Origin of the sequence: Streptomyces sp. R11 (assembly GCF_041051905.1) — a bacterium.
Taxonomy (GTDB): domain Bacteria; phylum Actinomycetota; class Actinomycetes; order Streptomycetales; family Streptomycetaceae; genus Streptomyces.
In genome coordinates this window covers 7,782,527-7,807,705 of record NZ_CP163432.1, presented here as the reverse complement: position 1 = coordinate 7,807,705, position 25,179 = coordinate 7,782,527, and the positions used below count along the sequence as shown (strand labels likewise).

The window sequence follows — 25,179 nt, the reverse complement described above, 5'->3', positions numbered from 1 at the left end:
CGTGGACGACGACCGGCCCGATGTGCTGCTGACCGGGCTGCTCTTCTACGACCTCGTCCTCACGGGGCTCGGGAAGCCGCCGACACCGGGCGAGGAGATCTGGACGGGCGGCATGGGCTGCGGCCCCGGCGGCATCGCCAACCTGGCGGTGGCCGCCGCCCGCTTCGGCCTGCGCACCTCGCTGGCCACGGTGTTCGGCGACGACCTCTACGGCGAGTACTGCCGGGACGTCCTGTGCGACCAGGAGGACATCGACCTCTCGCTCTCCCGCACGGCGGACGGCTGGCCCACCCCCGTCACCGTCTCCCTGGCCTACGGCCAAGACCGTGCCCTGGTCACCCACGGCCAGGAACCCCCGTACTCGCAGGACGCGCTGATGGGCGACCCGCCCGAGGCACGCACCGCCCTCGTGCACATCGAGGCCGAACCCCGCGAGTGGCTGGCCAAGGCAGCCGCGAACGGCACCCGGATCTACGCCGACGTCGGCTGGGACCCCACCCAGCAGTGGTCCACCGCCCTCCTCGACCAGCTCTCCCTGTGCCACGCCTTCCTCCCCAACGAGACCGAGGCGATGGCCTACACCCGCACCGACACCGCCGTCGCGGCCCTGGGCACCCTCAGCGAGCTGGTGCCGGTGGCCGTGGTGACGCGTGGCGGGGACGGCGCCGTCGCCGTCGACCAGACGACCGGCGAGTACGCGGACGTGCCCGCCCTGGACATCGATGTCCTCGACGCGACGGGCGCGGGCGACGTGTTCGGGGCGAGCTTCGTCGCGGCCTCGCTGGGCGGCTGGCCGCTGGCGGAACGGCTGAAGTTCGCCGTCCTGGCCGCCGGTCTGTCGGTCCGGCGGCCCGGTGGGGCGCTGGCCGCCCCCGGCTGGTACGGCGTCGACCGCTGGTGGCGCTCCCTGACCGATCCCGAGCTGAAGCGGGCGTACGGCTTCCTGACGGACCGGCTCCCGGACGATCCGGGACCGCCCGTCGCGTACGCCCCCGTGACACCTCCCGCACGGCAGAACTGACTTCCCCAAGCGAGCTCCCCCCACGTGCTCTCTCCCCCACGTGCCCCTCTCATGCGAAGTCCCGAAAAGATCCGAAAGGCGGTGGGAGCTGTGCGGCTCTCACGAAGAGGCCTGCTCCGCGCGGGCCTGGCCGGCACGGCCGCCACGGCGCTGGGCGGCCTGGCGTCCGGCTGTGCCGTTCCGACCGGCTCGACCGGCCGGAACATGGTCCTGTGGTATTGGAGCGGCGGCCTGAGCGACACGGTCGTCAAGAACGCCAAGGCGCGTTACGGCAGCTCCGTGGACCTCGACGCCATCCAGATCGGCGGCTACTACCGGTCGAAGCTGATCACCACGATGGCGGGCAACGCCCACATCCCCGACATCGCAGGCCTCAAGGGCGAGGACATGGCGTCCTACCTGCCGAACTCCGACCAGTTCGTGGACCTCAGGACGCTCGGCGCCGACAGGCTCAAGAGCCAGTACCTGGACTGGAAGTGGCAGCAGGGCGTGGCCCCGGACGGCAGCCTCGTCGGGTTCCCGATCGACGTCGGCCCGGTCGTGCACTACTACCAGCCCGCCGTCTTCGAGAAGGCCGGGCTGGCCCACGAACCCGACGACGTGTCCCGGGAACTGGACACCTGGGAGAAGTTCTTCGCGGCCGGCGAGCAGCTGAAGAAGCGGATACCCGGGACGTACATCCTGACCGACGTCGGCAGCGTCTTCGAGATGTCGATCGGCCAGAGCACCACCCGGTTCGTCGACAAGGACCGCAACTTCGTCGGTGACGGCGCCAACGTCCGCACCTGCTGGGAGCGGGCGGTGGAAGCCAAGCGGCGCGGGATCGTGTCGAACATCGTGACGGGCACGCCCGACTCGATCTCGGCCACCGAGAAGGGGAAGCTGCCCAGTCAGCTCAACGCCTCCTGGGCCGCCGGCGACCTCAAGCTCGCCTACCCGAAGACCAAGGGCAACTGGCGGGTGGCGGGCTGTCCGGGCGGCCCCTCGAACGTCGGCGGCTCCTTCCTCGCGATCACGAAGGCATGCCGGGAGCCCGAGCGGGCCTTCGAGATCGTCACCTGGATGCTCGGCGCGGACAACCAGGCCCAGGGCTTCGTCGAGGCAGGCCTGTTCCCGTCGACCCCGGCGTCGTACGAGATGAAGAAGCTGCGCGAGCCGGACCCGTTCTTCGGCGACCAGATCACCATGGACGTCTTCGGACCGGCCGCGGAGAAGATCCCGGTCGCCTTCAACAGCCCGTACGACATCGCGCTCGGGCAGCCGATCAGGGACGAGATCAAGAACGTCGGCGTCCTCGGCAAGGACCCGAAGAAGGCCTGGGAGGACGCCATGAGCAAATGCCGGCGTATCGCGCAGCACCTGGGGGTGAGCATCTGATGGCCGTCATCGAACAGACCCCGCCCGCAGTGAACCGGCCGCAGCCCGCCACGGCCGCGCCGAAGAAGGGCCTTCGCAAGCACTGGCACCTCTACGCCGCGATCTCCCCGTTCTACCTCCTCTTCCTCGCCTTCGGCCTGATCCCCGTCGGCTTCTCGCTCTACCTCTCCTTCCACCGCTGGGACGGCCTCGGCTCGATGGAGTGGGCGGGGCTTTCGCAGTACGAGTACCTGCTGAGCGACAGCGACTTCTGGCAGTCGATCGGGAACACGATCGTCATCTGGGCGCTGGCCACCTTCCCCATGATCTTCCTGGCGATGGTGACGGCCGTGATGCTCAACTCGGCGGTCCGCTTCAAGAACGCCTACCGGTTCGCGTACTTCCTGCCGAACGTCACCTCGGTCGTGGCGATCGCGATCGTCTTCGGGTCGATCTTCTCCACCAACTTCGGTCTGGTGAACGCGCTGCTGCAGGCCGTGGGTCTCGACCAGGTGGCCTGGCTGAACACCCCATGGGGCATCAAGGTCGCCATCGCCACGCTGATGACCTGGCAGTGGACCGGCTACAACGCGATCATCTTCCTCGCCGGGCTCCAGACCATCCCGAGCGACCTGTACGAGGCCGCCCGCATCGACGGTGCCGGTCCCGTGCAGACCTTCTTCCGGGTCACCCTGCCGCTGCTGCGGCCGACGCTGCTGTTCGTGCTCGTCGTCTCCACGGTCACCGGACTGCAGAGCTTCTCCGAACCGCAGGTGCTGCTCCAGACCACGGCCAACGAGTCGACGTTCTCGGGCGGCCCGGACCACGCCGGCCGGACGATGGTCCTCTACTTCTTCCAGCAGACCTTCGACAACAACGACTTCGGGTACGGCGCCGCCGTGGCGTGGGGCATCTTCCTGGTCGTCGTCCTCTTCTCGATCATCAACTGGCGCCTGGTGCAGCGCCGGGGCGAACAGTAGGAAGGCCGCGACATGGCATCCATCAAGGGCTCCGGACGCCGGGGCATCGCCCTGCACGCGTCCCTGATCATCGGTGTGCTGCTGTCGGCCTTCCCGTTCTACTGGGCCGTCATCATGTCGACGCACACCTCGTCGGAGATCTTCTCGTACCCGCCGAAGCTGTTGCCGGGTTCGCACTTCCTGGAGAACGTCCGCAGCCTGTTCGACACGATCGACTTCTTCGGGTCGATGTGGAACTCGCTGCTGGTAGCGACGGTGGTGACCTTCCTGGTCCTGTTCTTCGACTCGCTCGCGGCCTTCGTCTTCGCCAAGTTCGACTTCCCGGGCAAGAACGTGCTGTTCGCGCTGCTGATGCTGATCTTCATGGTCCCGGCCCAGATGTCGGCGATCCCGCAGTTCGTGATCATGGCGAAGATCGGCTGGATCGGCTCGATGACCGCGCTGATCGTGCCGGCCGCGGCCAACGCGTTCGGCATCTTCTGGATGCGCCAGTACATGAGGAGCGCCATCCACGACGAACTGCTCGACGCCTCGAAGCTGGACGGCGCGAACTTCCTGCGCCAGTACTGGCACGTCGCGCTCCCGGTGGTCCGCCCCGGGCTCGCCTTCCTCGGCATCTTCACCTTCATGGGCCAGTGGAACGACTACGCCTGGCCGCTGATCGCCCTGACCAACCCGGACAACGTCACCCTCCAGGTCGCGCTGTCCCAGCTCAACGGCACCCACGGCACCACCGACTACGGCATGGTGATGACCGGCGCGGTCCTCGCCCTCATCCCGCTGCTGATCGTCTTCGCGATCGGCGCCCGGCAGATCATCGGCGACCTCGCGAAGGGGGCCGTCCGCGGATGAACGATCCGTCGATCCTCGGTCCCGGCGCCGTCGATCCCCTGATCGCCCTGCGCCCCTGGGAGGCACCCGAGGTGACCTCCTGGGGGCGACTGCCCATGAACGCCGTCGACCGGCGCCCCGGAGGACTCCCCTTGGACGGCGACTGGCGCTTCCAGTTGCTGCCGACTCCGGACGCGCCGGTCGGCGGTGCCTGGTCGACGTCATCCGTCCCCGGCGTGTGGACCCTGCAGGGCACGGACGACCTGCCGCAGTACACCAACGTCCGCATGCCGTTCGCCGACTTCCCGCCCCACTCACCGGCCGCCAACCCGACCGGCGTGTACGAGCGCGAGGTGGACGTCCCCGCCGAGTGGGCCGGACGCCGGATCGTGCTCCGGGTCGGGGCCGCCGAGAGCGTGCTGCTGGTGCATGTGGACGGGCGGCCCGTCGGCATCTCCAAGGACTCGCATCTGGCGGCCGAGTTCGATCTGACGGGTCTGGTGCGCCCCGGCTCCCCCGCGACCGTGCGGCTCACGGTCGTCAAGTGGTCCGACGCCTCGCACATCGAGGACCAGGACCAGTGGTGGCACGGCGGGATCACCCGCTCGGTGCTGCTGTACGCGACGGACCCGCTGTACCTCGCGGACGTGACCGTGCGGGCGCACTACAGCGGCGAGTTGCGCGTCGACTGCCAGGTGCGGCGCGCGGGCGGCGCGCTGCCCGCGGGATGGCATCTCACCGGCGAGCTGGACGGCCAACTCCTCGTGCAGGACGGCGAGTTCGACCGCCTCAATGCCGAGGACGAACGGGTCTCCGACTTCCTCGGCGAGGCACGGCTGCTGGCCACCGTGCCCGAGGTGCGCACCTGGAACGCGGAGACGCCCGAGCTGTACGACCTGACCGTCCGCCTGCACCGCGCCGACGGCACGGTCGCCGACACCTCGCACCACCGCGTCGGCTTCCGCGACGTCGAGATCGTCGGCCGGGATCTGCTGGTCAACGGAGAACGGGTGTTCATCCGGGGCGTGAACCGCCACGACTTCCATCCACTGACGGGGCGGACGGTGTCGTACGACGACATGCGCGCCGACCTCGTCCTGCTCAAGCGGTTCGGATTCAACGCGATCCGCACCGCCCACTACCCGAACGACCCGGCGCTGTACGACCTCGCCGACGAGCTCGGCTTCTACGTCGTCGACGAGGCGGACATCGAGTCCCACGACCACGCCCACGAGATCGCCGACGACCCGCGCTATCTGAACGCCTTCGTGGACCGCGTCTCGCGCATGGTGCTGCGCGACAAGAACCACCCGTCGGTCATCGTCTGGTCGCTGGGCAACGAGTCGGACTACGGCGCGAACCACGACGCGGCGGCGGGCTGGGTGCGCCGGCACGATCCGGCGCGGCCGCTCCAGTACGAGGGGGCGGCCAAGCTCGACTGGGCGGCCACGGACGACGCCTCCGACATCGCCTGCCCCATGTACGCGCCACTGGAGGACTGCGTCGCCCACGCCCTGTCCGGCCGCCAGACCCGGCCGCTCATCCAGTGCGAGTACTCGCACGCGATGGGCAACAGCAACGGCACGCTGGCCGACCACTGGGCTGCCATCGAGGCCACCCCAGGTCTTCAGGGCGGGTTCATCTGGGAGTTCTGGGACCACGGAATTCTGCAACGCGTGAGCGATGGCAGACCTGCCGGGCGCGCGGGCGCCGGGCTCTATGACAACGGTGTCGCCGCGCCCGGGTACCGCTGGGCGTACGGCGGTGACTTCGGCGAGTCCCTCCACGACGGCGCGTTCATCGCGGACGGCGTGGTGTTTCCCGACCGCACGCCCAAGCCCGCGATGTACGAGCACCGGGAGATCGCGGCGCCGGTGCGCATCGAGTGCTTCAAGCACGAGGGCATCGTGCTCGGCAACCACCAGCACTTCCGGGGCCTGGACTGGCTGGCCGGCGAGTGGCGGCTGGACCTGGCCGACGGCACGACGCTGACCGGGCCGGCCGAGCTGCCGAACCTGTGCCCCGGCGAGACGGTTGCCGTGCCGCTGCCCTTCGAGGTGCCGCACGACGGCGGCGAGGCCTGGCTGACGCTGCGCGTGACGGTGGCCGAGGACCAGCCGTGGGCACCGCGCGGCAGCGAGGTGTGCGTGCCGCAGATCCGGCTGCGCGGGCCCGCCGTGGCCCCGGACGTGCCGGTGGACCGGCAGGTCGAGGTCGACGGCGAGGGACTCCTCGTCCATCCGCTGCTGACGGCGGCCCCCACGCTCTCACTGTGGCGGGCGCCCACCGACAACGACGAGCTGGGCGGCATGGCCGGGCGCTGGCGCACCTGGGGGCTGGACGCGCTGGTGCGCAAGGTCGTGTCCGTCCGGCAGGACGCGGCGCGCCTGACGGTGGAGGCCGAGTACGCGGGCACCATGGGTGTCGTACGGCACCGGCAGGTGCTCACGCCCGTCGAGGGCGGGGTCCGCGTCGACGAGGAGGCCGAGCTGCCGGAGACGTTCAGCGACGTGGCTCGGGTCGGCACGGTCTTCGAGACGGCCGCGGGGCTCGACCTGCTGGAGTGGTTCGGGCAGGGCCCGTGGGAGTCGTATCCCGACCGCAGCGCGGGAGCGCCCGTCGGCCATCACCGCGTACCGGTCGACGAGTTGTTCACCCCCTATCTGCGTCCGCAGGAGAGCGGCGGCCGGCACGGTGTACGGCGGTTCACGCTGTCCGCGCCGGACGCCACCGGACTCTCCGTCGCGCTGGACGAACCCCGCCAGGTCTCGGTGACCCGCTATCGCGCCGAGGACCTCACCTCCGCCCGGCACCACGACGAGCTGGTCCCGCGGCCGGGCTGCGTGGTGCACATCGACGCCGCGCACCGGGGCCTGGGCACCGCCTCCTGCGGGCCCGACACCTCACCGTCGTATCTCGTCGCACCGGGCGTCCATCGCTGGAGCTGGACCCTGCGCGTTCTCTGAACTCCCCCCACGCCCTTTGCTGTCACCCCTCATGGATCCCACGGATCTCACGGATCTTCCAACGGAGCACACGTGTGTACTTCGCATGACCATGCCCAGGGCGAGGCCGAGCAGGCCGGTGCCGGAAGACGCGGTTTCCTGCGCGCGACCGCACTGCTCGGCGCCGCCGCCACGGCGGGGGTCGCACTGCCGGCCGTGGCCGAGGCGTCCCCGGCCACGGCCGGCTGGCGTCCGAACGCCGACAGCCGCCGCTTCACGCTGGCCGTGATGCCCGACACCCAGTACCTCTTCGACGGGCCGAGCATCAACGCGGCGCCCGTCGAGGCGTCCCTGCGCTACCTCCTGGAACACGGGCGGGAGGAGAACATCGTCTTCCTGTCCCACCTCGGCGACCTCACCGAGAACGGCGCGAAGGACGAATGCGCCGCGATCGGCGAGGCGTTCGAGCTGCTCGACCGGCGGGGCGTCGGCTACAGCGTCCTCGCCGGCAACCACGACGTGAAGTCCTCCACGGACGACCAGCGCGGCTCGACGCCGTACCTGGACACGTTCGGACCGCGGCGCTTCACGGGCAAGCCCACCTTTGGGGGCGCCTCTTCGGACGGCTACAACACCTACCACCTGTTCCGGGCGGCCGGCCGGGAGTGGATGGTGCTCGCCCTGGACTGGCGGCTGTCGGCGAAGGGCTACGCCTGGGCGAAGGACGTGCTCGCCCGGCACCCGAAGACACCCGTCATCCTCACCACCCACGAACTGGTCGTCCAGGACGACGCGTTGTCGTCGTACGGCCAACAGCTGTGGGACCAGCTGGTCAAGGACCACGACCAGATCTTCCTGACCCTCAACGGGCACTACTGGCCCGCGGGCCGGGTCACCCGCAGGAACGCGGCGGGCAACGACGTCCATCTGCACCTGACGAACTATCAGAACCGATACTTCGGCGGCGCGGCGATGATCCGCCTCTACCGCTTCGACCTCGACCGCAACGTCATCGACGTCGAGACGGTCTCCCCGTGGATCCTGGGCCGGGCCGCGAAGGGGCTCAACGAGCTGGAGCGACAGGAGATCGAACTCAGCGGCGACGCCGACCGCTTCTCCGTCGACATCGACTTCGAGGACCGCTTCTCCGGCTTCGCCCCGGTGCCCGCCCGCCCGGCGCGCCCCGCGTCGAAGATGCTGATCCGGGACACGGCCGCGTACTGGCGCTTCGAGTCGCCCGTCGCCGGCACCGTCCGCGACTTGTCCGGCCACGGCAACGACCTCACCGTGGTCTCCGTGGGCGGCGGCAAGCTCGGCTGGTCGCCCGACCACCACCCCGACCAGCCCGGCCACGGCAGCCTGGAGTTCCAGGGCTACAAGTCCCCGCTGAGGGGCGCCTATCTCCGCACGGTCGACGGCGCCCCGCTCAACTCGGCCACCTTCAGGAACGGCTACACCGTCGAGGCCTTCTACCGGCTCCCCGCCGACTGGGACGCCTCGCACAACGCCTGGGCGGGCCTGGTCAGCCGTACCGGCACGGGTGGCGCCGCCGGCAAGACGGAGGGCGACCCCGACGAGCCGCTCGCCACGCTCTCCCTCTCCGACGGGCCCGGCCCGCAGTGGGCGGTCCGCCCGCTCAACCAGCAGGGCATCGCCACCAACTGGGGCGACGAGACCGCGCGCGAGACCTGGTGGCACGTCGCCGTCGTCAGCGACGGCAGGCACACCACGCTGTACGTCCAGGGCTGCCCGGTGGCCCGCAACCCGCACGCCACCGCGATCGGCCTCACCTCGGTCGGGCTGCCGTGGCTGCTCGGCGGCTACGAGTACGGCGGCAAGATCGACCAGATCCTGTACGGCCGCCTCGGCGACGTCCGTATCGTCGCGCGGGCGCTGCCCGTCACGTCCTTCATGAACCACTGACGCCCGCCGAGGATGAACATGACCGATCAACAGCTGCCCACCTGGGCGGACCCGTCCGTCGCCCCCGCCGACCTCGACCCGCAGGGCGTCTCCCGGCGCGGACTGCTGCGCCGCGCGGGCCTGTTCGGCGCCGCGTTCGCGCTCGGCTCCGCCGCCGTGCCCGCGGCGGCGTCCGCACGGGGGTGGGGTGGCGACGACCCGCGCCTCGCCTACCTCGTCGGCGACCACCACATCCACACGGTCTACAGCCACGACGCCAAGTACACGTTCTCCCAACTGGCCGCCGCGGGCGCCAAGTACGGCCTGGACTGGATGGTGTTCACCGAGCACTCCAACTTCGGGCACGCCAAGTACGGGGCCGCGCTGGAGCACGAGGAGATCCTCAAGGCGCGCGCCGAGAACCCGCGCCAGCTCATCTTCCAGGGCCTGGAGTGGTACATCCCGGCCGCCGAGCACTGCACGGTCTTCGCGGCGCCCGGCCGGCACGAGGTCGACCTGCTCACACAGTTCGAGAGCGCCTACGACGGCAAGCTGCTCGGCTACGACAAGGGCGGCCCCGCCGACGCGGACACCGCCCGCAACGAGGCCCACGCCGTCAAGGCCATCGAGTGGCTGGCGCAGCAGCGCCGCAAGGGCTACGTCGACGACGTCCTCGTGCTCGCCAACCACCCGCTGCGCCTGGGGATCGACTCCCCGCACGAGATGCGGGGCTGGCGGGACGCCGCCCCCGAGATCATGATCGGCATGGAGGGCGCACCGGGCGCCCAGGGCGCGGCAATCCCCGGCTGGCGCGGAAGTACGTCCATGCGCGGCGAGTACGAGAACAAGCCCTCGGCGCAGTCCTGGCCGGGCTACCCGGCGGAGGCATATCTGACCTACGGCGGCTTCGACTGGGCGACCGCGACGGTCGGCGGACTGTGGGACTCGATGCTGGCGGAGGGCCGCCTGTTCTCGATCACCACGAACTCCGACGCCCACCGCATCGTCTTCGACACCTGGCGCAACGGCGACTGGCCCGCGGGCCGGAACTTCGACAACACCGGCAAGCTCCCGGACCCGGTGAACACCGACACGCCACAGCCGGGCAGTGACTTCTGGCCGGGTCAGTTCAGCCGCACCCACGTCGGCGTGACCCGCTACGGCTACCGCGCCGTGATGGCGGGCCTGCGGGCGGGCCGTGTCTGGCTCGACCACGGGCATCTGCTCGACGGCCTCGACGTCCGCCTCAAGCGGGACTGCGACCACGGCCGCGGCGTCACACTGGGCGGCCGGCTGCGGGTGCGCAAGGGCGAGAAGCTCACGCTGCATGTCACGGTCACGACGGCCTCCCGGCCCAACCCGCAGGGGATCCTGCCGGAGTTGGCGCATGTGGACGTCATCCGTGGCGCGGTGCGCGGCCCGGTGGCCGACCGGGACGCCTGGAAGGCGCCGGACACCAAGGTCGTGACGACGAAGGACGTGAGCGGCCGCAAGGGGACGTACACCCTGCGCATCCCGCTCACCGCCGGACACGAGTCCTTCTACGTCCGGCTGCGCGGCAGCGACGGCAACCGCCACGGCACGGGCTACCTGGGCGCCTCGGTCGACCCGCACGGCCCGATCCCGCACGCGCCCGGAGACGGTGACCCGTGGGCGGATACGTGGTTCTATTCGAATCCCGTATTCGTCGACGTGGCAGGAGCCTGACAATCTGATGAAACGTCACTTCCTCACTCCCGTCTGCTTATTGGCCGCCCTGGGGCTCGGCACGGGCACCGCATCCGCGGCCGGTGAACCGCAATGGGCCGAGTCGGGCACGGCGTACACCGACACGCTGGGCGGCGGGCAGGGTCTCGCCGCCCGGGCGGACGGCTCGCTCCTCTACCGGGGCATGACCGACATCCCGCTGGACCTGCGGATCAAGGGCTGGAACCACGTCGGCGACCCGGACATCGCCCAGGGCCACGTCTTCGACGCCTACCAGGGCCCGGACACGGCCACGTCCAAGATGTTCGCGGTGACTACCCCGGCCGGGAAGCGCTACGAGTACGTCCACCGGCTCAACCCGGGCGAGAAGCTCAACAACTCCTTCGCCACGGTCTCGCCCGACGGGCAGTGGCTGGTGTCGGGCGAGTGGGGCGACCAGCGAAGACTCCAGGTCTTCCCCGCTCCCCTGCTCAACCCCGCCACACCACCGACCGGCGGAGACCTGAAGGAGGCCTGGCAGATCAGCCTGGACAAGCCCGTACGCGACATCCAGGGCTGCGACTTCGTGACGGACACCCGCCTGATCTGCGCCTCCAACGACGCCTCCGGCACCCTCTTCCCGGAGATCCGCCCCCTCCTCCAGGTCGACCTGCCCCGCAAGGTGGACGGCCAGCCGATGACGGGCACGGTGAAGAGCCTGTTCGCACTGCCGCAGCGCAGCGTGTGCACGGGCACGTTCGAGACGGAGGGGGTCGACTACGACGTGAACAGCGGCACCTTGCGGGCTCAGATGATTCCGCCCGGGGTGTGTGCGGTGGCCACGGCCGTCTACGCGTACAAGTAGGGCACGCGCTGATCGTTGAGCGGGGGCGGGACCGCGCGACCGGTGGTGAGTCACTGCGGCCCTGTCCCGCACCACGCCGTCACACGGCCGTCGGCTCCGGGTCGCGGGGGATGCGCTTGCCCTCGCGGACGCTCACCGTGTGCGGATGGTTCTCGCCGAGCAGCCGTACGAACTGGGCGTGGGTGCTCTCCTGGAGCTGGTCGGACTCGGGGATGCGGCCCAGCGCGCGCAGGGTCACGCCCAGCTTGGCGCGCGAGACGATGGTGTCCGGGTGCTCGTGGCCGAGGGTGGGCTGGAAGCCGGCGACCGCCATCCGCTCCAGGTCCTCCGCTTGGCGCAGCTCGTTCAGCTCCGCCAGCACGTTGGCAAGGTTGACGGCACAGGCGCGCGTGTAGGGGTGACGTTCGCCGAGCGCATCCGGACGCCGCCGTCTGCGATCACAACCTCGCGGTCTGCCTACGCTCGACCGGCGAGGCCAACGAGGCGCTGACGACAGCCATCCGGACGGTGCAGTCTCTCGGCACATGCCTCGGCGGCACTCACCCCTACACCCTCTGTGCCCGACTCACCCTCGCCAACGTGCCCGGGGACCTCGATCAGTTGGACAAGGCCGAGGAGGTATCACGCTCCTGTGCCGCGGACCTGCACGGCTGCCTGGGGAGCAGTCACCCCGACAGCCTGATCGCCGGCGTCGGTCCGGCGGTCACGCTACGCTCGCTCGGCCGCATCCCGGAGGCAACTCAGCTGCGAGACGCGGCGGCGTCCCAGTTCGCCCACAGGCTCGGGGCCGGCCACCCCTGGACGAAGGCAGCACGGAACTGGCAGCGCATCGACCGAGACCTCGAACCGCTGTTGCCTGCGTAGACCAAGACAGCGTCCAAGGTGCGGGAAGGCATGAACTTCCCCTTCCGGTTCAGGCGTAGAACCGCGACAGGCTCTGCAGAACGGCCGCGGGCTTCCCGCCACCCTCGATCTCCACGGTGCCGTCGACGGTGATCTGCACCCCGCCCGGTACCTCCTCGACCCCAGCCAGCTTCCCGACCAGCCGTATGCGGGAGCCGGCCTTCACCGGCGACGGAAAACGCACCTTGTTCAGCCCATAGTTGACCTTCGTCGTCACCCCCTGGACGTCCAACAGCTCCGTGAACAAAGGGATGAAGAGGGAGAGCGTCAGATATCCGTGCGCGATGGGCGCGCCGAAGGGCCCCTCCGCCGCCCTCTCCGGGTCGACGTGGATCCACTGATGGTCGCCCGTGGCGTCGGCGAAGGTGTTGATGCGGTCCTGGGTGATCTCGATCCACTCGCTGGTGCCGAGGTCGGTGCCGGCCAGCTTCTTCAGTTCGTCGAGGCCGTTCACGGTGATGGTCATGCGGTTCCTTCACTCTTGCCGTACCGGGTACGGACACGGGACTTGAGGAGCTTTCCGGAGGCGGTGCGCGGGAGTTCGGGGGCGAGGACCACCGACTTCGGGATCTTGTACTTGGCGAGCCGGCCGGACAGGGAGGCCAGCACCTCGTCGGGGTCGACGGTGGCGCCCTCGCGGGGTACGACGACCGCACGCGGTACCTCGCCCCACTTGTCGTCCGGCACCCCGATCACCGCGCACTCGACGATGTCGGGGTGGGTGAGGAGGAGGTCCTCGATCTCGGCGGGGTAGATGTTCTCTCCGCCGGAGATGATCATGTCCTTGATGCGGTCGACGATGAAGACATAGCCGTCCTCGTCCACGCGGGCGGCGTCCCCGCTGCGGAACCAGCCGTCCGCGAAGGAGGCGGCCGTCTCCTCGGGCAACCCCCAGTAGCCGGGCATGACATGGGGGCCGCGGACCACGACCTCGCCGGTTTCGCCGACGTCGACGGGCGCGAGGTCCGGCCGTACGACGCGTACGTCGCTGAAGAAGTGCGGCACGCCCGCCGAACCGGACTTGGTGACCGCGTGTGCGGCGTCCAGGAACAGGGTTCCGGGCGCGGCCTCCGTCATGCCGTAGCCCTGGAGGAAGGTCAGGCCGCGTTCCTGGTACGCGGCGATGAGCGGCGTCGGTACCGGGGAGCCGCCGCAGGTCAGGATGCGCAGGGACGACAGGTCCGCGTCCGGCCAGCGGGGGTGCCTGGCCACCCGGTCGAACATGGTCGGCACGCCGAACATGAAGGTGATCCGGTGCCGTTCGATCAGGTCGAAGGTGGTGTCCGGGTCGAAGGCCTCGACCAGGACGCAGGTGCCGCCCTTGAGGAGTACGGGCAGGGTCAGCATGTTCAGGCCCGCCGTGTGGAACAACGGGGCGCAGACCAGGGCGCGTTCGTCGGCAATCAGGTCGGTGTCGACGAGGACGTTGAGGGCGTTCCAGGTGATGTTGCCGTGGGTGAGCATCGCCCCCTTGGGGCGGCCTGTGGTCCCCGAGGTGTACATGATGATGCAGGTGTCGTCGGGGGTGACGGGGGCGTCGATGGGTTCCTCGGACGCCGACGCCAGCGCCGCCTCGTATTCGGGGCCCAGCTCGACGTAGGTGCGGACGTCGCTGCTGCCCGGGAGTCCCGCGACCAGAGGGGTGTGTGACGGGCCGTAGACCAGGGCCTTGGCGCCGGAGTCGGCGAGTTGGTATGCGATCTCGGGGCCTGCCAGGCGGGTGTTGAGGGGGACGAAGACCGCGCCCAGCGTGCCCGCCGCGAACAGGGTCTCCAGGTAGGAGGGGTGGTTCGGGCCGAGGTAGGCGATGCGGTCGCCGCGGCGGATGCCGCGGTCGCGCAGCGCGTGGGCGAGGCGGGTCGTGCGCGTGTGCAGGGTGCGGTAGTCCGTGGACGTCCCGCCGTGGATCAGGGCGGTGCGGTGCGGGGTCTTGCGGGCCCGGCGTGCGGGCCATGACCCCAGTCCCTCGTTGCGCATGTCACGCCCCTTACGGTTTCGTCAGCCCGAGCAGCCGGGCGGCGTTCTCCTTGAGGATCCTCGGCTTGACCTCGTCCTTGATCGACAGCTTCGCGAAGTCGGCGAGCCAGCGGTCGGGGGTGAGGACGGGGAAGTCGGAGCCGAAGAGCACCTTGTCCTTGAGCAGCGTGTTCGCGTACTGCACCAGCTGCGGCGGGAAGTACTTCGGCGACCAGCCGGACAGGTCGATGTGCACGCCCGGCTTGTGCGTGGCGACGGCCAGGGCCTCGTCCTGCCAGGGGAAGGACGGGTGGGCGAGGATGATCTTCAGGTGGGGGAAGTCGGCCGCCACGTCGTCCACGTGGAGGGGGTTGGAGTATTTGAGACGGATGCCGCCGCCTCCCGGGACTCCCGCGCCGATGCCCGTCTGGCCCGTGTGGAACAGGGCTGTCGTGCCGGTCTCCTCGATCACCTCGTACAGGTCGTACGCCACCGAGCGGTCGTTGGGGAAGAAACCCTGGATGCTGGGGTGGAACTTGAAGCCCTTCACCCCGTACTCCTCGACCAGGCGGCGGGCCTGCTTGACGCCCGCCCGGCCGCGGAAGGGGTCGATGGAGGCGAAGGGGATGAGGACGTCGGCGTTGGCGGCGGCCGCCTCGGCGACCTCCTCGTTCGGGACGGGTGGCGTGCCCGTCGCGGACTCGGCGTCGACCGTGAAGATCACGGCGGCCATCTTCCGCTCGCGGTAGTAGGCGGCGGTCTCCTCAAGAGTCGGCTTCCGCTTGCCCTCGACCTTGAAGTAGGCCGAGGAGGCGTCGTGCAGGTCGTCGTCCAGGGAGGAGTGGCCCTTGGAGGAGACCTCGGCGTGGGTGTGGACGTCGATCGCGACCAACTCGTCGAGCTTCATGGAGAGGGTCATCACGCCTCCGGGAACTCGGGCGCCGGAATGCCGACCGACTGGAGCTCGGCGCCGACCGAGGAGGACCAGACGTCGGCCAGGGTGTCGGGGGTCCAGCCGCCGTCCGCGAACGCCGCCGCGATCTCCTGCGGATGCGACCAGAGTGCCACCTTGTCCCCGCCGATGCCGATGGCCTGCCCCGTGATGCCGCGGGCGGCTTCGGAGGCGAGGAACGGGACGAGGGCGGCGCAGTCCTCGGGGGTGCCGAAGCCCTCGCCCTTGCGCAGGAAGTCGGGCAGCGGCTCGCCGCTCTTCATCGCCTCCACATACGGGGCGAACGCGGGGATCGTCTCGGTCATGGCGGTCGCGGCGACCGGCACGATCGCGTTGACGGTGATGTGCGCGCGCCCCAGCTCCATCGACCAGGTGCGGGCCATGGCGGCGATGCCGGCCTTGGCGGCGGCGTAGTTCGTCTGCCCGAAGTTGCCGCGCTGCCCGGCCGGGGAGCCGACCAGGATCAGGGTGCCGCCCTCGCCCTGCTCGCGCATGCGGACGGCGGCGGCGCGGGCGCAGGTGAAGGTGCCCTTGAGGTGGGTGGTGAGCACCGCGTCGAAGTCGTCGTCGGTCATCTTCCACAGGACCTTGTCGCGCAGGATGCCGGCGTTGGTCACCAGGACGTCGAGTCGCCCGAACTCCTCGACCGCGCGGCCGACCAGCCGGTCCGCGGCCTCGGTCGTGCCGACCGGGACGACCTCGGCGACGGCGGTGCCACCCGCTTCGGTGATGGACTTCACGGCCGCCTCGGCAACGGCCTCGTCCACGTCGTTGACGACCACGGATGCGCCGTGGGCGGCCAGGGCGTGGGCGTAGGCCAGGCCCAGGCCCCGGCCGCTTCCGGTGACGACGGCGGCCTTGCCGGTGAGATCGATGCTGGGCACGGGTGAGTCCCTTCGGGTGGGGGTGCGACTTCGATGTCGAAGGTGGTGCGAGATCGAAGGTAAGAACAATAGTTGTTGACGTCAATAGTTGTTGGTGACCCGTCCTTCCGTCATGCTGAGGGGCAGCACGTACGCACGCCCCTCCCCCGGGGCCTCGAACAGGGAGCCCGCCATCGCCAGCCGGCCGACCACGAACCCCGCCCCGATCGACGCCGACGAGCCGTGGATGCGCGGACTGCACGCCGACACGGGCTATCTGCTGTACCGCCTCGGCCTGCGCTCCGGCCAGCTCTTCAACGCCTCCCTCCAGGAGTCGGGCCTGCGCCTGCGCCACTACGCGGTCCTGCGGTTCCTCGCCACCACGCCGGGGGCGCTCCAGCGCGAGCTGAGCGCGTCGCTCGGTTACGACCCGAGCGCGATCGTCGGCCTGGTCGACGACCTGGAGAAGCTGGGCTTCGCCGAGCGGCGCCCTTCCCCCGACGACCGCCGCAGCCGGATCATCGTGCTGACCGAGGGCGGCCGGGCGTTCCTGCGCGACACCGACGAGGCCGGGCAGCGTGTCACCAATGAGTTGCTCCAGCCCCTCGACCCCGCCGAGCGCGAGCAGCTGCACGCGTTGTTGCAGAGGGTCACCGAGTCCGGCCTGGGGTGACGGGTTTGACGGGATGGATGGGTTGATGGGGGTGCGGTGCCGATGACCGCCGACGCCGAGCCGACCGCGTCGGCCAGAGGGACTCGTTCCGCGCCCGACCGCCTGCTGTCCGTGCTCGGGGCCTTCGACCTCGAGCATCCGGCCCTGTGCCTGACGGACATCAGCCGGCGGGCCGGGCTGAGCCTGACCACCGCGCACCGGCTCGTGACCGCGCTCAGCGAGTGGGGCGCCCTGGAGCGGGACGGGTCCGGCCTCTACCACGTCGGCCTGCGGCTGTGGGAACTCGCGGCCCTCGCGCCGCGCGGGCCGGCGCTGCGGCAGATCGCGCTGCCGTACCTGGAGGACCTGTACGAAGCGACGCACGAGAACGTGCAGTTGGCGGTCCAGGACGGGCCCGAGGTCGTCTACATCGAATGGCTGTCGGGACGCTCCGCGGTCGGCGTCCACATCCGCGTCGGGGCCCGCTGGCCGCTGCACGCCACCGGGGTCGGCCTCGCACTGCTCGCGCACAGCGACCCGGAGTTCCAGGACCGGTACCTCGCCGCGCCGCTCGCCTCCTTCACGCCGTACACCATCACCGACCCCGCCCGTCTGCGCCGCATGCTGGCCGACGTGCGCCGCACCGGGGTGGCCGTGAGCAGCCGCCAGGTCACCGACGACGCCCTGTCGGTCGCCGCACCGGTCCGCAGCCCGGGGGGCCCGATCGCCGCCGCCGTGTCCGTGGTCGTACCGCAGGCCGACGCACAGGTTCCGGTACTGGTGCCGGCGGTACGGCTGGCGGCGCGGGGGATCTCGCGGGCGTTGGGCTGGCAGCCCGAGACGGGGGCGTAGGGGGTCGCGCGGCGAGGCGGCGGATGTCCCTCTCGCCGGTGAGGACGAGGCGTGAGGTCGCTCGCGACAGTCAACGCCCCGGGGCTGAAGTCCCGGGCTTACACAACGGACGCCACTGGCCGTGGTGCTGCGTTTGCCTCCTGTCCCACGGCCCCGGTTCGGAAGGTGGGTCTGGGCGGTTGACTGCGCCCCGGGTCGCCACAACTGTCACGCTCTGGCGCGGATGTTGCGAGAGCCGTTCCGGTCTGCGTGATCAACGACTCCGCAGGACCGGCACGCGAACCAGGCCCGCAGACCCGGTTCGCCTTGCCGATGTGCCCGCAGCCGGCGCAGGCTCCGTACCTGAGCCGGAGTGGATCTTCAGAACCCGGCGTCGGCAGGATGCTGGTGCCCACAGGGCGCAGGGTTGCCGGCCTTGTCGAAGACCTTGGAATCGTTCGCAGAGTTCACCCACACCGTGATGCCCTGACTGTGAACGACAACGTTGAACGGAGACTCCTCGGGTTCTGTCTGCGTCCTGGCGGTGAACTCCTCGCCCGGACGCATCCAGTGATCAGTTCCCCACGGCTCCACCCACAGGCAGAGCATTCTGTCCGTCTCGTTGCTCACGCCCGGCTTCGCCACGCGAGCACCCTGACGAGCAGCATGATCGGCCGGACCGGCCCTAGAGGCGGACGGTCATCTCCACGCTCACCTCGTCACCGGCCCCGATCCCCTGCGGCTTGCGTACCGCGTTCCTGAGCGTCAGCAGATAGCCGCCGTCCTTGGGGAAGAGGGAGGTCTCGAAGGCGACCTCTCCGATCCGCGCCTCGACCGGGATGACGCCCCAGCCGTACGTGGCCATCGCGGCCACCTCGCGGATGTCGGCGGATTCCTCGTCCGGCACCCTGAGGAAGTAGTACGGCGCCGGCCCGCGCCATTCGATCACCGGGCCGGTGAAGGCGAGTTCCATGCGTTCAGCCCCTCTTCTCTCCACAGGACGAAGCGCTCCGGCACATTCACGCATTCGCAGGGTGAACTTACCTGTGCCGCAAGGGATTTCTCTGCTTCACCTCTTGACGACCGCAGTGCCGGGGAGCACATTGACGGCACTTTGAGAGCGCTCTCAGACCGCTCTCGGGAGCACCTCGCACCCCACACCCCGTACCCGAGAGGCAGCACCTCCCATGAGTGAAACCTCCGGCACACCACACAGACGACGGCGTCCGCCGCGGCGCCTCGTCGCGGTCCTGAGCACCCTGGGCCTGGCGGCGGCCGCCGCAACGGTCGCCACCCCGTCCGCGAACGCCACCGCTCCCACGCCTCCCTCGGGCTGGACGCAGGTCTTCGTGGACGACTTCACCGGCTCCGCGGGCACCGGCGTCAACACCGCGAACTGGCAGTACGCGACCGGCACCGGCTACCCGGGCGGCCCCGCCAACTGGGGGACCGGCGAGATCGAGACCATGACGTCCAGTACGAACAACGTGGCCCTGGACGGCAGCGGCAACCTGCGCATCACCCCGCGCCGCGACGCCTCCGGCAACTGGACGTCCGGCCGGATCGAGACCAACCGCACCGACTTCCAGCCGCCGTCGGGCGGCAAGCTGCGCGTGCAGTCCCGAATCCAGATGCCGAACGTCACGGGCGCGGCCGCTCGCGGCTACTGGCCGGCGTTCTGGATGCTGGGCGCGCCCTACCGCGGCAACCACTGGAACTGGCCGAGCGTCGGCGAGCTGGACATCATGGAGAACGTCCAGGGCCTCAACACCGTGTGGTCGACGATGCACTGCGGTACGAGCCCCGGCGGGCCGTGCAACGAGACGACGGGCATCGGCGGTTCCCGGGCCTGCCCGGGAACCACCTGCCAGGCGGGCTTCCACACGTACGCAGTGGAATGGGACCGGTCGACCAGCCCGGAGCAGATCCGCTTCTACGTCGACGACATCAACTACCACACCGTACGGGCCGATCAGGTGGATGCGACGACCTGGAGCAACGCCACCAACCACGGCTTCTACATCATCCTGAACGTGGCGATGGGCGGCGGTTTCGTCGACGCGTTCGGCGGTGGCCCGGACGGCGCGACCGTGCCCGGCCACGCCATGGTCGTCGACTACGTCCAGGTGCTCTCCAGTGGGAGCGGTACCACTCCCCCGCCGACGGGCAACCGTGACGCCTACAGCGCCATCCAGGCCGAGTCGTACGACAGCCAGGGCGGCGTCAGCGCCGAGACCACCGCCGACTCGGGCGGCGGTCAGAACATCGGCTCCCTCGCCAACGGAGACTGGGCGCTGTACCGCGGCGTCAACTTCGGCTCCACGACGGCCACTCAGTTCGTCGCCCGGGTGGCGAGCGGGGCGGCGAACGGCGTCAGCGGTCTGGTCGAGGTACGCCTGGACAGCCGCGGCAACGCGCCGGTCGGGAGTTTCGCGGTGGGCAACACGGGCGGATGGCAGTCGTGGCGGACGATCCCGGCGAACATCGCCGGGGTGACCGGCACGCACGACGTCCATCTCACCTTCACCAGCGGTCAGCCGGCGGACTTCGTGAACGTGAACTGGTTCAACTTCGGCCGCTGAGGCGCGACCTTGACGAGGCCGGCCGAGTCGTGCGTCGACCCGTCGCGCCGAGTCGTGTGGACGATGCCCCGTGCGGAGTCGCCGGTCCCGGCCGGTCCTCGCGGGGCATCGTCGCGTGACGACGGTGCCGCCGTCGGCGGTCGGTCACGCCGCGGCAGTGAGGGGAACTCGCTGGATCCGGGTCGGAGTGCGTGTACGGGGCACTCGACGCGTACCGTGGCAGATGGAGGGCCCCATGGGATTCGCCGAAGATCATCTGGTTCCGTTGATCGACGACGGGCTCGGCAACAGTGCCTATCTCGTCGACCTGGGCGACGGGCGTGCGCTGGCCGTGGACGTGAGCCGGGACCTGCGGGCCGTGCGCGCCGAGGCGGAGCGGCGGGGGCTGGCGATCGCCTTCGCCGCCGACACCCACCTGCACGCGGACTTCCTCACCGGCGCGCTTCAGCTGGCGGCCGACGACGGGGCGACGGTGCTGGCGTCCACTGCCGGGCGGCGTGCCTTCGGGCACCGGGGCCTGGCCGACGGCGACGAGGTGGACCTGGGCGGGCTGACCCTGCGTGCACTGGCCACTCCGGGGCACACGGACGAGCACCTGTCCTTCCTGCTCCTGGACGGCGCACGGGAGTTGGGGGTCTTCAGCGGCGGTTCGCTGATCGTCGGCTCGGTCGCCCGCACCGACCTGCTCGGGGCCGACCGCGCCGAGGAACTCGCCCGCGCCCAGTACCGCTCCCTGCATCGCCTGGCCCGGCTGCCCGACGCGACGGGGGTGTGGCCCACGCACGGCGCCGGTTCGTTCTGCTCCGCCCCGCAAGGCGCCGAGCGCACCAGCACCATCGGCGCCGAGAAGCGGTCCAACGACCTGCTCGCCGCGCCGGACGAGGACAGCTTCGTACGGCAGTTGCTCGGCGGCCTCGGGTCCTATCCCGCCTACTTCGACCGGCTGGCCGAGATCAACCGGCGGGGTCCGGAGGTACTTGCCGCGACGCCCTCGCTGCCCGGGCTCTCCGCGTCAGACGTACGTCACCTGCTCGGCCTGGGAGCGCAGATCGTCGACGTACGTCCGGTCGAGGATTTCGCCGCCGGCCACATCCCCGGCGCCCTCTCCGTCCATCTGCGCGAGCAGTTCGCCGTCTGGCTCGGCTGGCTGCTGCCCGAGGACGCTCCCCTCGTCTTCGTCACCGCGCCCGGCCAGGATCTCGCCGAACTGACCTGGCAGGCCCTGAAGATCGGGTACGACCGGCTGTACGGGCACCTGACCATGGACGCCTGGACGGCCGACGGAGGCGAACGGGAGAGCGTGGAGTTCGTGGCGGCCGACGGCGTGGGCGACCGTCCGGTCCTCGACGTCCGCCAGCAGTCCGAGCGGGACGCCGGCCGCATTCCCGACGCCGTCGGCATCGAACTCGGCGCCCTGACCACCCGTACGGACGAGGCACCACCGAGCCCGGTGGTCCACTGCACCCGCGGCGAACGCGCGATGACCGCCGCCAGCATCCTCCAACGCAAGGGCCACCCGGACGTAGCGGTCCTCAAGGGCGACCCAACGGACTGGTCGAAGGCCACAGACCGCCCCTTGAGGACCAGCACATGACAACACCCGTCACCACCACCCCCTAGGGGCGCGGGGAACTGCGCGACCAGCCACGACACACCCGCAGACACCCGCCAGCCCAACGCGGCACCACCCCCCTGCCGACCTCAGCGGAGCGTCACAGCTCCGCCCGGAACGCCGCCGGTGTCATCTCCGTGTGCTGATGGAAGAACTTGGAGAAGTTCGCGGCGTCCGGAAAGCCGACCGCCGCACCGACCCGCCCGATCGGCATCTCCGTATGGGCCAGCAGCCGCTTCGCCTCCAGGATCACGCGCTTGTCGATGTAGCCCTTGGGCGTCTCCCCGGTGGCGGCGCGGACCGCGCGGACGAGGGTGCGGCGCGAGTAGCCGAGCTGGTCGGCGTAGGCGCTGACGCTGTGGTTGGTGGCGAAACCCCGCTCCACGGCGTCCCGGAACAGCGTGAACGTCGTGTCGGCCTGTCGGCGCGCGGCCTCCGCCGAGCTCGCGGCGAGGTGGGCCAGGCGCAGGAGGAATGCCGTGAGGGAGTGCCGCAGGACTGACGTGTGCAGGCTCAGGGGGAGAGTCGTCGTGTCCTCGTACTCGCGCCGGAGTTGGGCGAGGGACGAGCGGAGGGCGGTGAGCTGCGCGTCGTCGGGGTGGAGCAGGGGCGGGAGGTCGTAGCGGTAGAGGCCGGTCGCCTCGACGGTGGCGCGGGGCAGGAAGCCCGGCTGCATGGTCAGGACGGTCCCCCGGTAGTCGCCGGTCCCGGAGAAACGGTGGACCTGCCCGGGGCGGATCCACAGCAGATCGCCGGCCTGCGCCTCGTACTCGGCGAAGTCGATCATGTGACGTACGGGGCCCTCGTCGAAGAGCATCACGACGTGGAAGTCGATGCGATGCACCCGCTCCAGCGGCGCGTCTGCGGCGTGCCAGGTGCGGCCGGCGCCCATCGGGCCTACCTGCATGCCGACGCCGAGGACGCTCAGATCGACCGGGAACGGAAACGTCCGTATCGCCTGGCCGCCTTGGACCCTTGTGTCCGCCATGTCCGTCTCGTGCCGTCTCAGTCGTGCGAGGGGCGCGCTCAGCCGTGCGCGGCGCTCGTCGCGGTGTCCCACTTTCACCACAGCCTGACACACCCCGACCTTCCCTCGTAAAAGTCAGACTTTTAGTTTTGAACGCGTCGGACCAGCCACTTCGCTCTGATCGAGGACTTTTTGAAGATGAGCACGCAGACACCGGACAGCTTCGAATGGACCGAACTCGACCGGCGTGCCGTCGACACCGCGCGCCTTTTGGCGGCGGATGCCGTGCAGCGAGTCGGTAACGGTCACCCGGGCACCGCCATGAGCCTCGCCCCGGCCGCGTACACGATCTTTCAGAAGGTGATGCGTCACGACCCCGCCGACCCCGAGTGGACCGGCCGGGACCGTTTCGTCCTCTCCCCCGGGCACACCTCGCTGACCCTCTACACCCAGCTGTTCCTCGCCGGGTACGAGCTGGAGCTCGACGACCTCAAGTCCTTCCGGACCCAGGGTTCGAAAACCCCGGGCCACCCCGAGTACGGGCACACGGCGGGCGTCGAGACGACGACCGGCCCGCTCGGTCAGGGTGTCGCCAACGCGGTCGGCATGGCGATGGCCGCCCGTTACGAGCGCGGCCTGTTCGACCCCGAGGCGCCGGAGGGCGAGTCCCCGTTCGACCACACCATCTGGGCGATCGTCTCCGACGGTGACCTGGAGGAAGGCGTCTCCGCCGAGGCCTCCTCCCTCGCCGGCCACCAGAAGCTCGGCAACCTGGTCTTCCTGTACGACGACAACCACATCTCCATCGAGGGCGACACCGCGACCGCCTTCTCCGAGGACGTGCTGAAGCGGTACGAGGCGTACGGCTGGCACGTGCAGCGGATCGAGCCCGCGCTGGGCGGTGACATCGACGTCCACGCGCTGTACGCGGCGCTCAGGGCCGCGCAGGCCGAGACCGAGCGCCCCTCGATCATCGCGATGCGCACGATCATCGCCTGGCCCGCCCCTAACGCGCAGAACACCGAGGCCTCCCACGGCTCCGCCCTCGGCGCCGACGAGATCGCCGCCACCAAGCGCATCCTCGGCTTCGACCCCGAGCAGGCCTTCGAGGTCTCGGCCGAAGTCCTCGCCCACGCCCGCCGTGCCCTCGACCGGGGCGCCGAGGCGCACGCGGCCTGGGACAAGCAGCTCGGTACATGGCGGGCGGCCAACCCTGAGCGCGCCCAGCTGTTCGACCGGATCGTCGCCGGCCAGCTGCCCGAGGGCTGGGAATCGTCGATCCCGGTCTTCGAGGAGGGCAAGTCGGTCGCCACCCGCGCCGCCTCCGGCAAGGTGCTCCAGGCCCTCGGCACGGTCGTCCCCGAGCTGTGGGGAGGCTCGGCCGACCTGGCGGGTTCCAACAACACCACCATCGACAGGACGAGTTCGTTCCTGCCGAAGGGCAACCCGCTGCCCGAGGCCGACCCCTACGGCCGTACGGTCCACTTCGGCATCCGCGAGTTCTCGATGGCCGCGGAGATGAACGGCATCGCGCTGCACGGCAACACCCGTATCTACGGCGGCACCTTCCTGGTGTTCTCGGACTACATGCGCAACGCCGTCCGTATGTCGGCCCTGATGCAGCTGCCGGTGACGTACGTCTGGACGCATGACTCGATCGGCCTCGGCGAGGACGGCCCCACCCACCAGCCGGTCGAGCACCTGGCCTCGCTGCGCGCGATCCCGGGCCTGAACATCGTCCGCCCCGCCGACGCCAACGAGACCGCCATCGCCTGGGCCGAGATCCTCGAGCGGCACTCCACCAATCCGGCCCCGCACGGACTCGCGCTCACCCGCCAGGGCGTGCCGACGTACGCTCCCAACGCCGATGCGGCGAAGGGTGGTTACGTCCTGCGGGAGTCCTCCACCGAGACGCCCGAGGTGATCCTCATCGCCACCGGCTCCGAGGTCCAGCTCGCCGTCGCCGCGCGGGAGCGGTTGGAGGCCGACGGGATCGGTACCCGGGTCGTCTCGATGCCGTCCGTGGAGTGGTTCGAGGAGCAGCCCCGTGAGTACCGCGAGGGCGTCCTGCCGCCGGCCGTGAAGGCACGGGTCGCCGTCGAGGCCGGGATCGGGCTGACCTGGTACCGGTTCGTGGGCGACGCGGGACGCATCGTCTCCCTGGAGCACTTCGGTGCCTCCGCCGACGCGAAGACCCTGTTCGCCGAGTACGGCTTCACCCCCGAGAACGTCGCCGCCGCAGCCAGGGAATCGCTGGCCGCCGCGCGTGGTTGAT

Annotated in this window: 22 protein-coding genes and 1 pseudogene; 14 read left to right on the top strand and 9 right to left on the bottom strand. The window is 70.2% G+C overall.

Annotated elements, in window-relative coordinates; translation table 11 throughout:
• Position 1: 1 nt before the first annotated feature.
• From AB5J55_RS36155 to AB5J55_RS36120, 8 genes are all read left to right on the top strand, one after another.
• On the top strand, positions 2 to 1,021 hold the full coding sequence (locus AB5J55_RS36155) for a carbohydrate kinase family protein (RefSeq protein WP_369276385.1): 1,020 nt from the start codon (positions 2 to 4) through the stop codon (positions 1,019 to 1,021).
• Positions 1,022 to 1,111: 90 nt separating this feature from the next.
• Positions 1,112 to 2,398 (top strand): extracellular solute-binding protein, encoded by a 1,287-nt coding sequence (locus AB5J55_RS36150; protein WP_369274654.1) that lies wholly within the window; start codon positions 1,112 to 1,114, stop codon positions 2,396 to 2,398.
• On the top strand, positions 2,398 to 3,357 hold the full coding sequence (locus tag AB5J55_RS36145; protein ID WP_369274653.1) for a carbohydrate ABC transporter permease: 960 nt from the start codon (positions 2,398 to 2,400) through the stop codon (positions 3,355 to 3,357). Before AB5J55_RS36150 ends, AB5J55_RS36145 begins: the two co-directional genes overlap by 1 nt.
• Before the next feature lie 12 nt (positions 3,358 to 3,369).
• Positions 3,370 to 4,209 (top strand): carbohydrate ABC transporter permease, encoded by an 840-nt coding sequence (locus AB5J55_RS36140; protein WP_363032918.1) that lies wholly within the window; start codon positions 3,370 to 3,372, stop codon positions 4,207 to 4,209.
• Positions 4,206 to 7,154 carry a glycoside hydrolase family 2 TIM barrel-domain containing protein gene (locus AB5J55_RS36135; RefSeq protein WP_369274652.1) on the top strand — a complete coding sequence of 983 codons (2,949 nt, stop codon included), beginning with the start codon at positions 4,206 to 4,208 and terminating at the stop codon, positions 7,152 to 7,154. The genes AB5J55_RS36140 and AB5J55_RS36135 overlap by 4 nt, the downstream gene beginning before the upstream one ends.
• 72 nt (positions 7,155 to 7,226) lie before the next feature.
• Positions 7,227 to 9,056 (top strand): LamG-like jellyroll fold domain-containing protein, encoded by a 1,830-nt coding sequence (locus tag AB5J55_RS36130; protein ID WP_369274651.1) that lies wholly within the window; start codon positions 7,227 to 7,229, stop codon positions 9,054 to 9,056.
• Positions 9,057 to 9,074: 18 nt separating this feature from the next.
• Positions 9,075 to 10,742 (top strand): PHP domain-containing protein, encoded by a 1,668-nt coding sequence (locus tag AB5J55_RS36125; RefSeq protein ID WP_369274650.1) that lies wholly within the window; start codon positions 9,075 to 9,077, stop codon positions 10,740 to 10,742.
• 7 nt (positions 10,743 to 10,749) lie between these two features.
• Positions 10,750 to 11,586, top strand: coding sequence for a hypothetical protein (locus tag AB5J55_RS36120; RefSeq protein WP_369274649.1), 837 nt, complete (start codon positions 10,750 to 10,752; stop codon positions 11,584 to 11,586).
• A 79-nt stretch (positions 11,587 to 11,665) separates the two neighbouring features.
• Here AB5J55_RS36120 and AB5J55_RS36115 read toward each other — a convergent pair whose 3' ends face one another.
• Positions 11,666 to 12,112 (bottom strand): tetratricopeptide repeat protein, encoded by a 447-nt coding sequence (locus AB5J55_RS36115; protein ID WP_369274648.1) that lies wholly within the window; start codon positions 12,110 to 12,112, stop codon positions 11,666 to 11,668.
• Between the two features lie 53 nt (positions 12,113 to 12,165).
• Between AB5J55_RS36115 and AB5J55_RS36110 the strand changes: the two genes are divergently transcribed.
• Positions 12,166 to 12,450 (top strand): hypothetical protein, encoded by a 285-nt coding sequence (locus tag AB5J55_RS36110; RefSeq protein ID WP_369274647.1) that lies wholly within the window; start codon positions 12,166 to 12,168, stop codon positions 12,448 to 12,450.
• Positions 12,451 to 12,499: 49 nt separating this feature from the next.
• Here the strand turns inward: AB5J55_RS36110 and AB5J55_RS36105 are convergent, their stop codons facing one another.
• Genes AB5J55_RS36105 through AB5J55_RS36090 form a run of 4 tightly spaced genes read right to left on the bottom strand, consistent with a single transcriptional unit; the run spans position 12,500 to position 16,281 of the window.
• Positions 12,500 to 12,955, bottom strand: a complete 456-nt coding sequence (locus AB5J55_RS36105) for a MaoC family dehydratase (protein WP_369274646.1) — start codon at positions 12,953 to 12,955, stop codon at positions 12,500 to 12,502.
• Positions 12,952 to 14,466: a long-chain fatty acid--CoA ligase gene (locus tag AB5J55_RS36100; RefSeq protein WP_369274645.1), complete on the bottom strand. Its 1,515-nt coding sequence runs from the start codon at positions 14,464 to 14,466 to the stop codon at positions 12,952 to 12,954. The genes AB5J55_RS36105 and AB5J55_RS36100 overlap by 4 nt, the downstream gene beginning before the upstream one ends.
• 10 nt (positions 14,467 to 14,476) lie before the next feature.
• Positions 14,477 to 15,352 (bottom strand): amidohydrolase family protein, encoded by an 876-nt coding sequence (locus AB5J55_RS36095; protein ID WP_369276384.1) that lies wholly within the window; start codon positions 15,350 to 15,352, stop codon positions 14,477 to 14,479.
• An 11-nt stretch (positions 15,353 to 15,363) separates the two neighbouring features.
• Positions 15,364 to 16,281: an SDR family NAD(P)-dependent oxidoreductase gene (locus AB5J55_RS36090; protein WP_369274644.1), complete on the bottom strand. Its 918-nt coding sequence runs from the start codon at positions 16,279 to 16,281 to the stop codon at positions 15,364 to 15,366.
• 112 nt (positions 16,282 to 16,393) lie between these two features.
• Between AB5J55_RS36090 and AB5J55_RS36085 the strand changes: the two genes are divergently transcribed.
• Positions 16,394 to 16,933, top strand: coding sequence for a MarR family winged helix-turn-helix transcriptional regulator (locus tag AB5J55_RS36085; RefSeq protein ID WP_369274643.1), 540 nt, complete (start codon positions 16,394 to 16,396; stop codon positions 16,931 to 16,933).
• A gap of 42 nt (positions 16,934 to 16,975) precedes the next feature.
• On the top strand, positions 16,976 to 17,764 hold the full coding sequence (locus tag AB5J55_RS36080) for an IclR family transcriptional regulator (protein ID WP_369274642.1): 789 nt from the start codon (positions 16,976 to 16,978) through the stop codon (positions 17,762 to 17,764).
• A 210-nt stretch (positions 17,765 to 17,974) separates the two neighbouring features.
• Here the strand turns inward: AB5J55_RS36080 and AB5J55_RS36075 are convergent.
• The 3 genes and pseudogenes from AB5J55_RS36075 to AB5J55_RS36065 all read right to left on the bottom strand — a co-directional run.
• A pseudogene (locus AB5J55_RS36075) lies at positions 17,975 to 18,096 on the bottom strand (zinc ribbon domain-containing protein); the annotation flags it as partial.
• Positions 18,097 to 18,124: 28 nt separating this feature from the next.
• Positions 18,125 to 18,388 (bottom strand): hypothetical protein, encoded by a 264-nt coding sequence (locus AB5J55_RS36070; protein ID WP_369274641.1) that lies wholly within the window; start codon positions 18,386 to 18,388, stop codon positions 18,125 to 18,127.
• A 40-nt stretch (positions 18,389 to 18,428) separates the two neighbouring features.
• On the bottom strand, positions 18,429 to 18,716 hold the full coding sequence (locus AB5J55_RS36065; protein WP_369274640.1) for a DUF1905 domain-containing protein: 288 nt from the start codon (positions 18,714 to 18,716) through the stop codon (positions 18,429 to 18,431).
• Positions 18,717 to 18,930: 214 nt separating this feature from the next.
• On the opposite strand from AB5J55_RS36065, the gene AB5J55_RS36060 reads away from it, so the two are divergent.
• Together AB5J55_RS36060 and AB5J55_RS36055 are read left to right on the top strand one after the other, a co-directional pair.
• Entirely contained in the window at positions 18,931 to 20,325 is a 1,395-nt protein-coding gene (locus AB5J55_RS36060; protein WP_369274639.1) for a glycoside hydrolase family 16 protein, read from the top strand.
• Between the two features lie 235 nt (positions 20,326 to 20,560).
• The gene (locus AB5J55_RS36055) at positions 20,561 to 21,919 is read left to right on the top strand and encodes a rhodanese-like domain-containing protein (protein ID WP_369274638.1); all 1,359 of its coding nucleotides are present in this window, start codon (positions 20,561 to 20,563) and stop codon (positions 21,917 to 21,919) included.
• Positions 21,920 to 22,037: 118 nt separating this feature from the next.
• Here the strand turns inward: AB5J55_RS36055 and AB5J55_RS36050 are convergent, their stop codons facing one another.
• On the bottom strand, positions 22,038 to 22,925 hold the full coding sequence (locus tag AB5J55_RS36050) for an AraC family transcriptional regulator (protein WP_369274637.1): 888 nt from the start codon (positions 22,923 to 22,925) through the stop codon (positions 22,038 to 22,040).
• Positions 22,926 to 23,102: 177 nt separating this feature from the next.
• Between AB5J55_RS36050 and tkt the strand changes: the two genes are divergently transcribed.
• Positions 23,103 to 25,178: a transketolase gene (gene tkt / locus AB5J55_RS36045; RefSeq protein ID WP_369274636.1), complete on the top strand. Its 2,076-nt coding sequence runs from the start codon at positions 23,103 to 23,105 to the stop codon at positions 25,176 to 25,178.
• Position 25,179 lies beyond the last annotated feature (1 nt).

Bases quoted from the DNA above. Each gene is read 5' to 3' on its own strand.
- AB5J55_RS36085 (WP_369274643.1), top strand. From the start codon at position 16,394: ATGCTGAGGGGCAGCACGTACGCACGCCCCTCCCCCGGGGCCTCGAAC.
- AB5J55_RS36135 (WP_369274652.1), top strand. From the start codon at position 4,206: ATGAACGATCCGTCGATCCTCGGTCCCGGCGCCGTCGATCCCCTGATC.
- AB5J55_RS36145 (WP_369274653.1), top strand. From the start codon at position 2,398: ATGGCCGTCATCGAACAGACCCCGCCCGCAGTGAACCGGCCGCAGCCC.
- AB5J55_RS36080 (WP_369274642.1), top strand. From the start codon at position 16,976: ATGACCGCCGACGCCGAGCCGACCGCGTCGGCCAGAGGGACTCGTTCC.
- AB5J55_RS36095 (WP_369276384.1), bottom strand. From the start codon at position 15,352: ATGAAGCTCGACGAGTTGGTCGCGATCGACGTCCACACCCACGCCGAG.
- AB5J55_RS36050 (WP_369274637.1), bottom strand. From the start codon at position 22,925: ATGGCGGACACAAGGGTCCAAGGCGGCCAGGCGATACGGACGTTTCCG.
- AB5J55_RS36060 (WP_369274639.1), top strand. From the start codon at position 18,931: ATGAGTGAAACCTCCGGCACACCACACAGACGACGGCGTCCGCCGCGG.
- AB5J55_RS36120 (WP_369274649.1), top strand. From the start codon at position 10,750: ATGAAACGTCACTTCCTCACTCCCGTCTGCTTATTGGCCGCCCTGGGG.
- AB5J55_RS36125 (WP_369274650.1), top strand. From the start codon at position 9,075: ATGACCGATCAACAGCTGCCCACCTGGGCGGACCCGTCCGTCGCCCCC.
- AB5J55_RS36055 (WP_369274638.1), top strand. From the start codon at position 20,561: ATGGGATTCGCCGAAGATCATCTGGTTCCGTTGATCGACGACGGGCTC.
- AB5J55_RS36105 (WP_369274646.1), bottom strand. From the start codon at position 12,955: ATGACCATCACCGTGAACGGCCTCGACGAACTGAAGAAGCTGGCCGGC.
- AB5J55_RS36115 (WP_369274648.1), bottom strand. From the start codon at position 12,112: ATGTGCCGAGAGACTGCACCGTCCGGATGGCTGTCGTCAGCGCCTCGT.
- AB5J55_RS36140 (WP_363032918.1), top strand. From the start codon at position 3,370: ATGGCATCCATCAAGGGCTCCGGACGCCGGGGCATCGCCCTGCACGCG.
- AB5J55_RS36100 (WP_369274645.1), bottom strand. From the start codon at position 14,466: ATGCGCAACGAGGGACTGGGGTCATGGCCCGCACGCCGGGCCCGCAAG.
- tkt (WP_369274636.1), top strand. From the start codon at position 23,103: ATGAGCACGCAGACACCGGACAGCTTCGAATGGACCGAACTCGACCGG.
- AB5J55_RS36065 (WP_369274640.1), bottom strand. From the start codon at position 18,716: ATGGAACTCGCCTTCACCGGCCCGGTGATCGAATGGCGCGGGCCGGCG.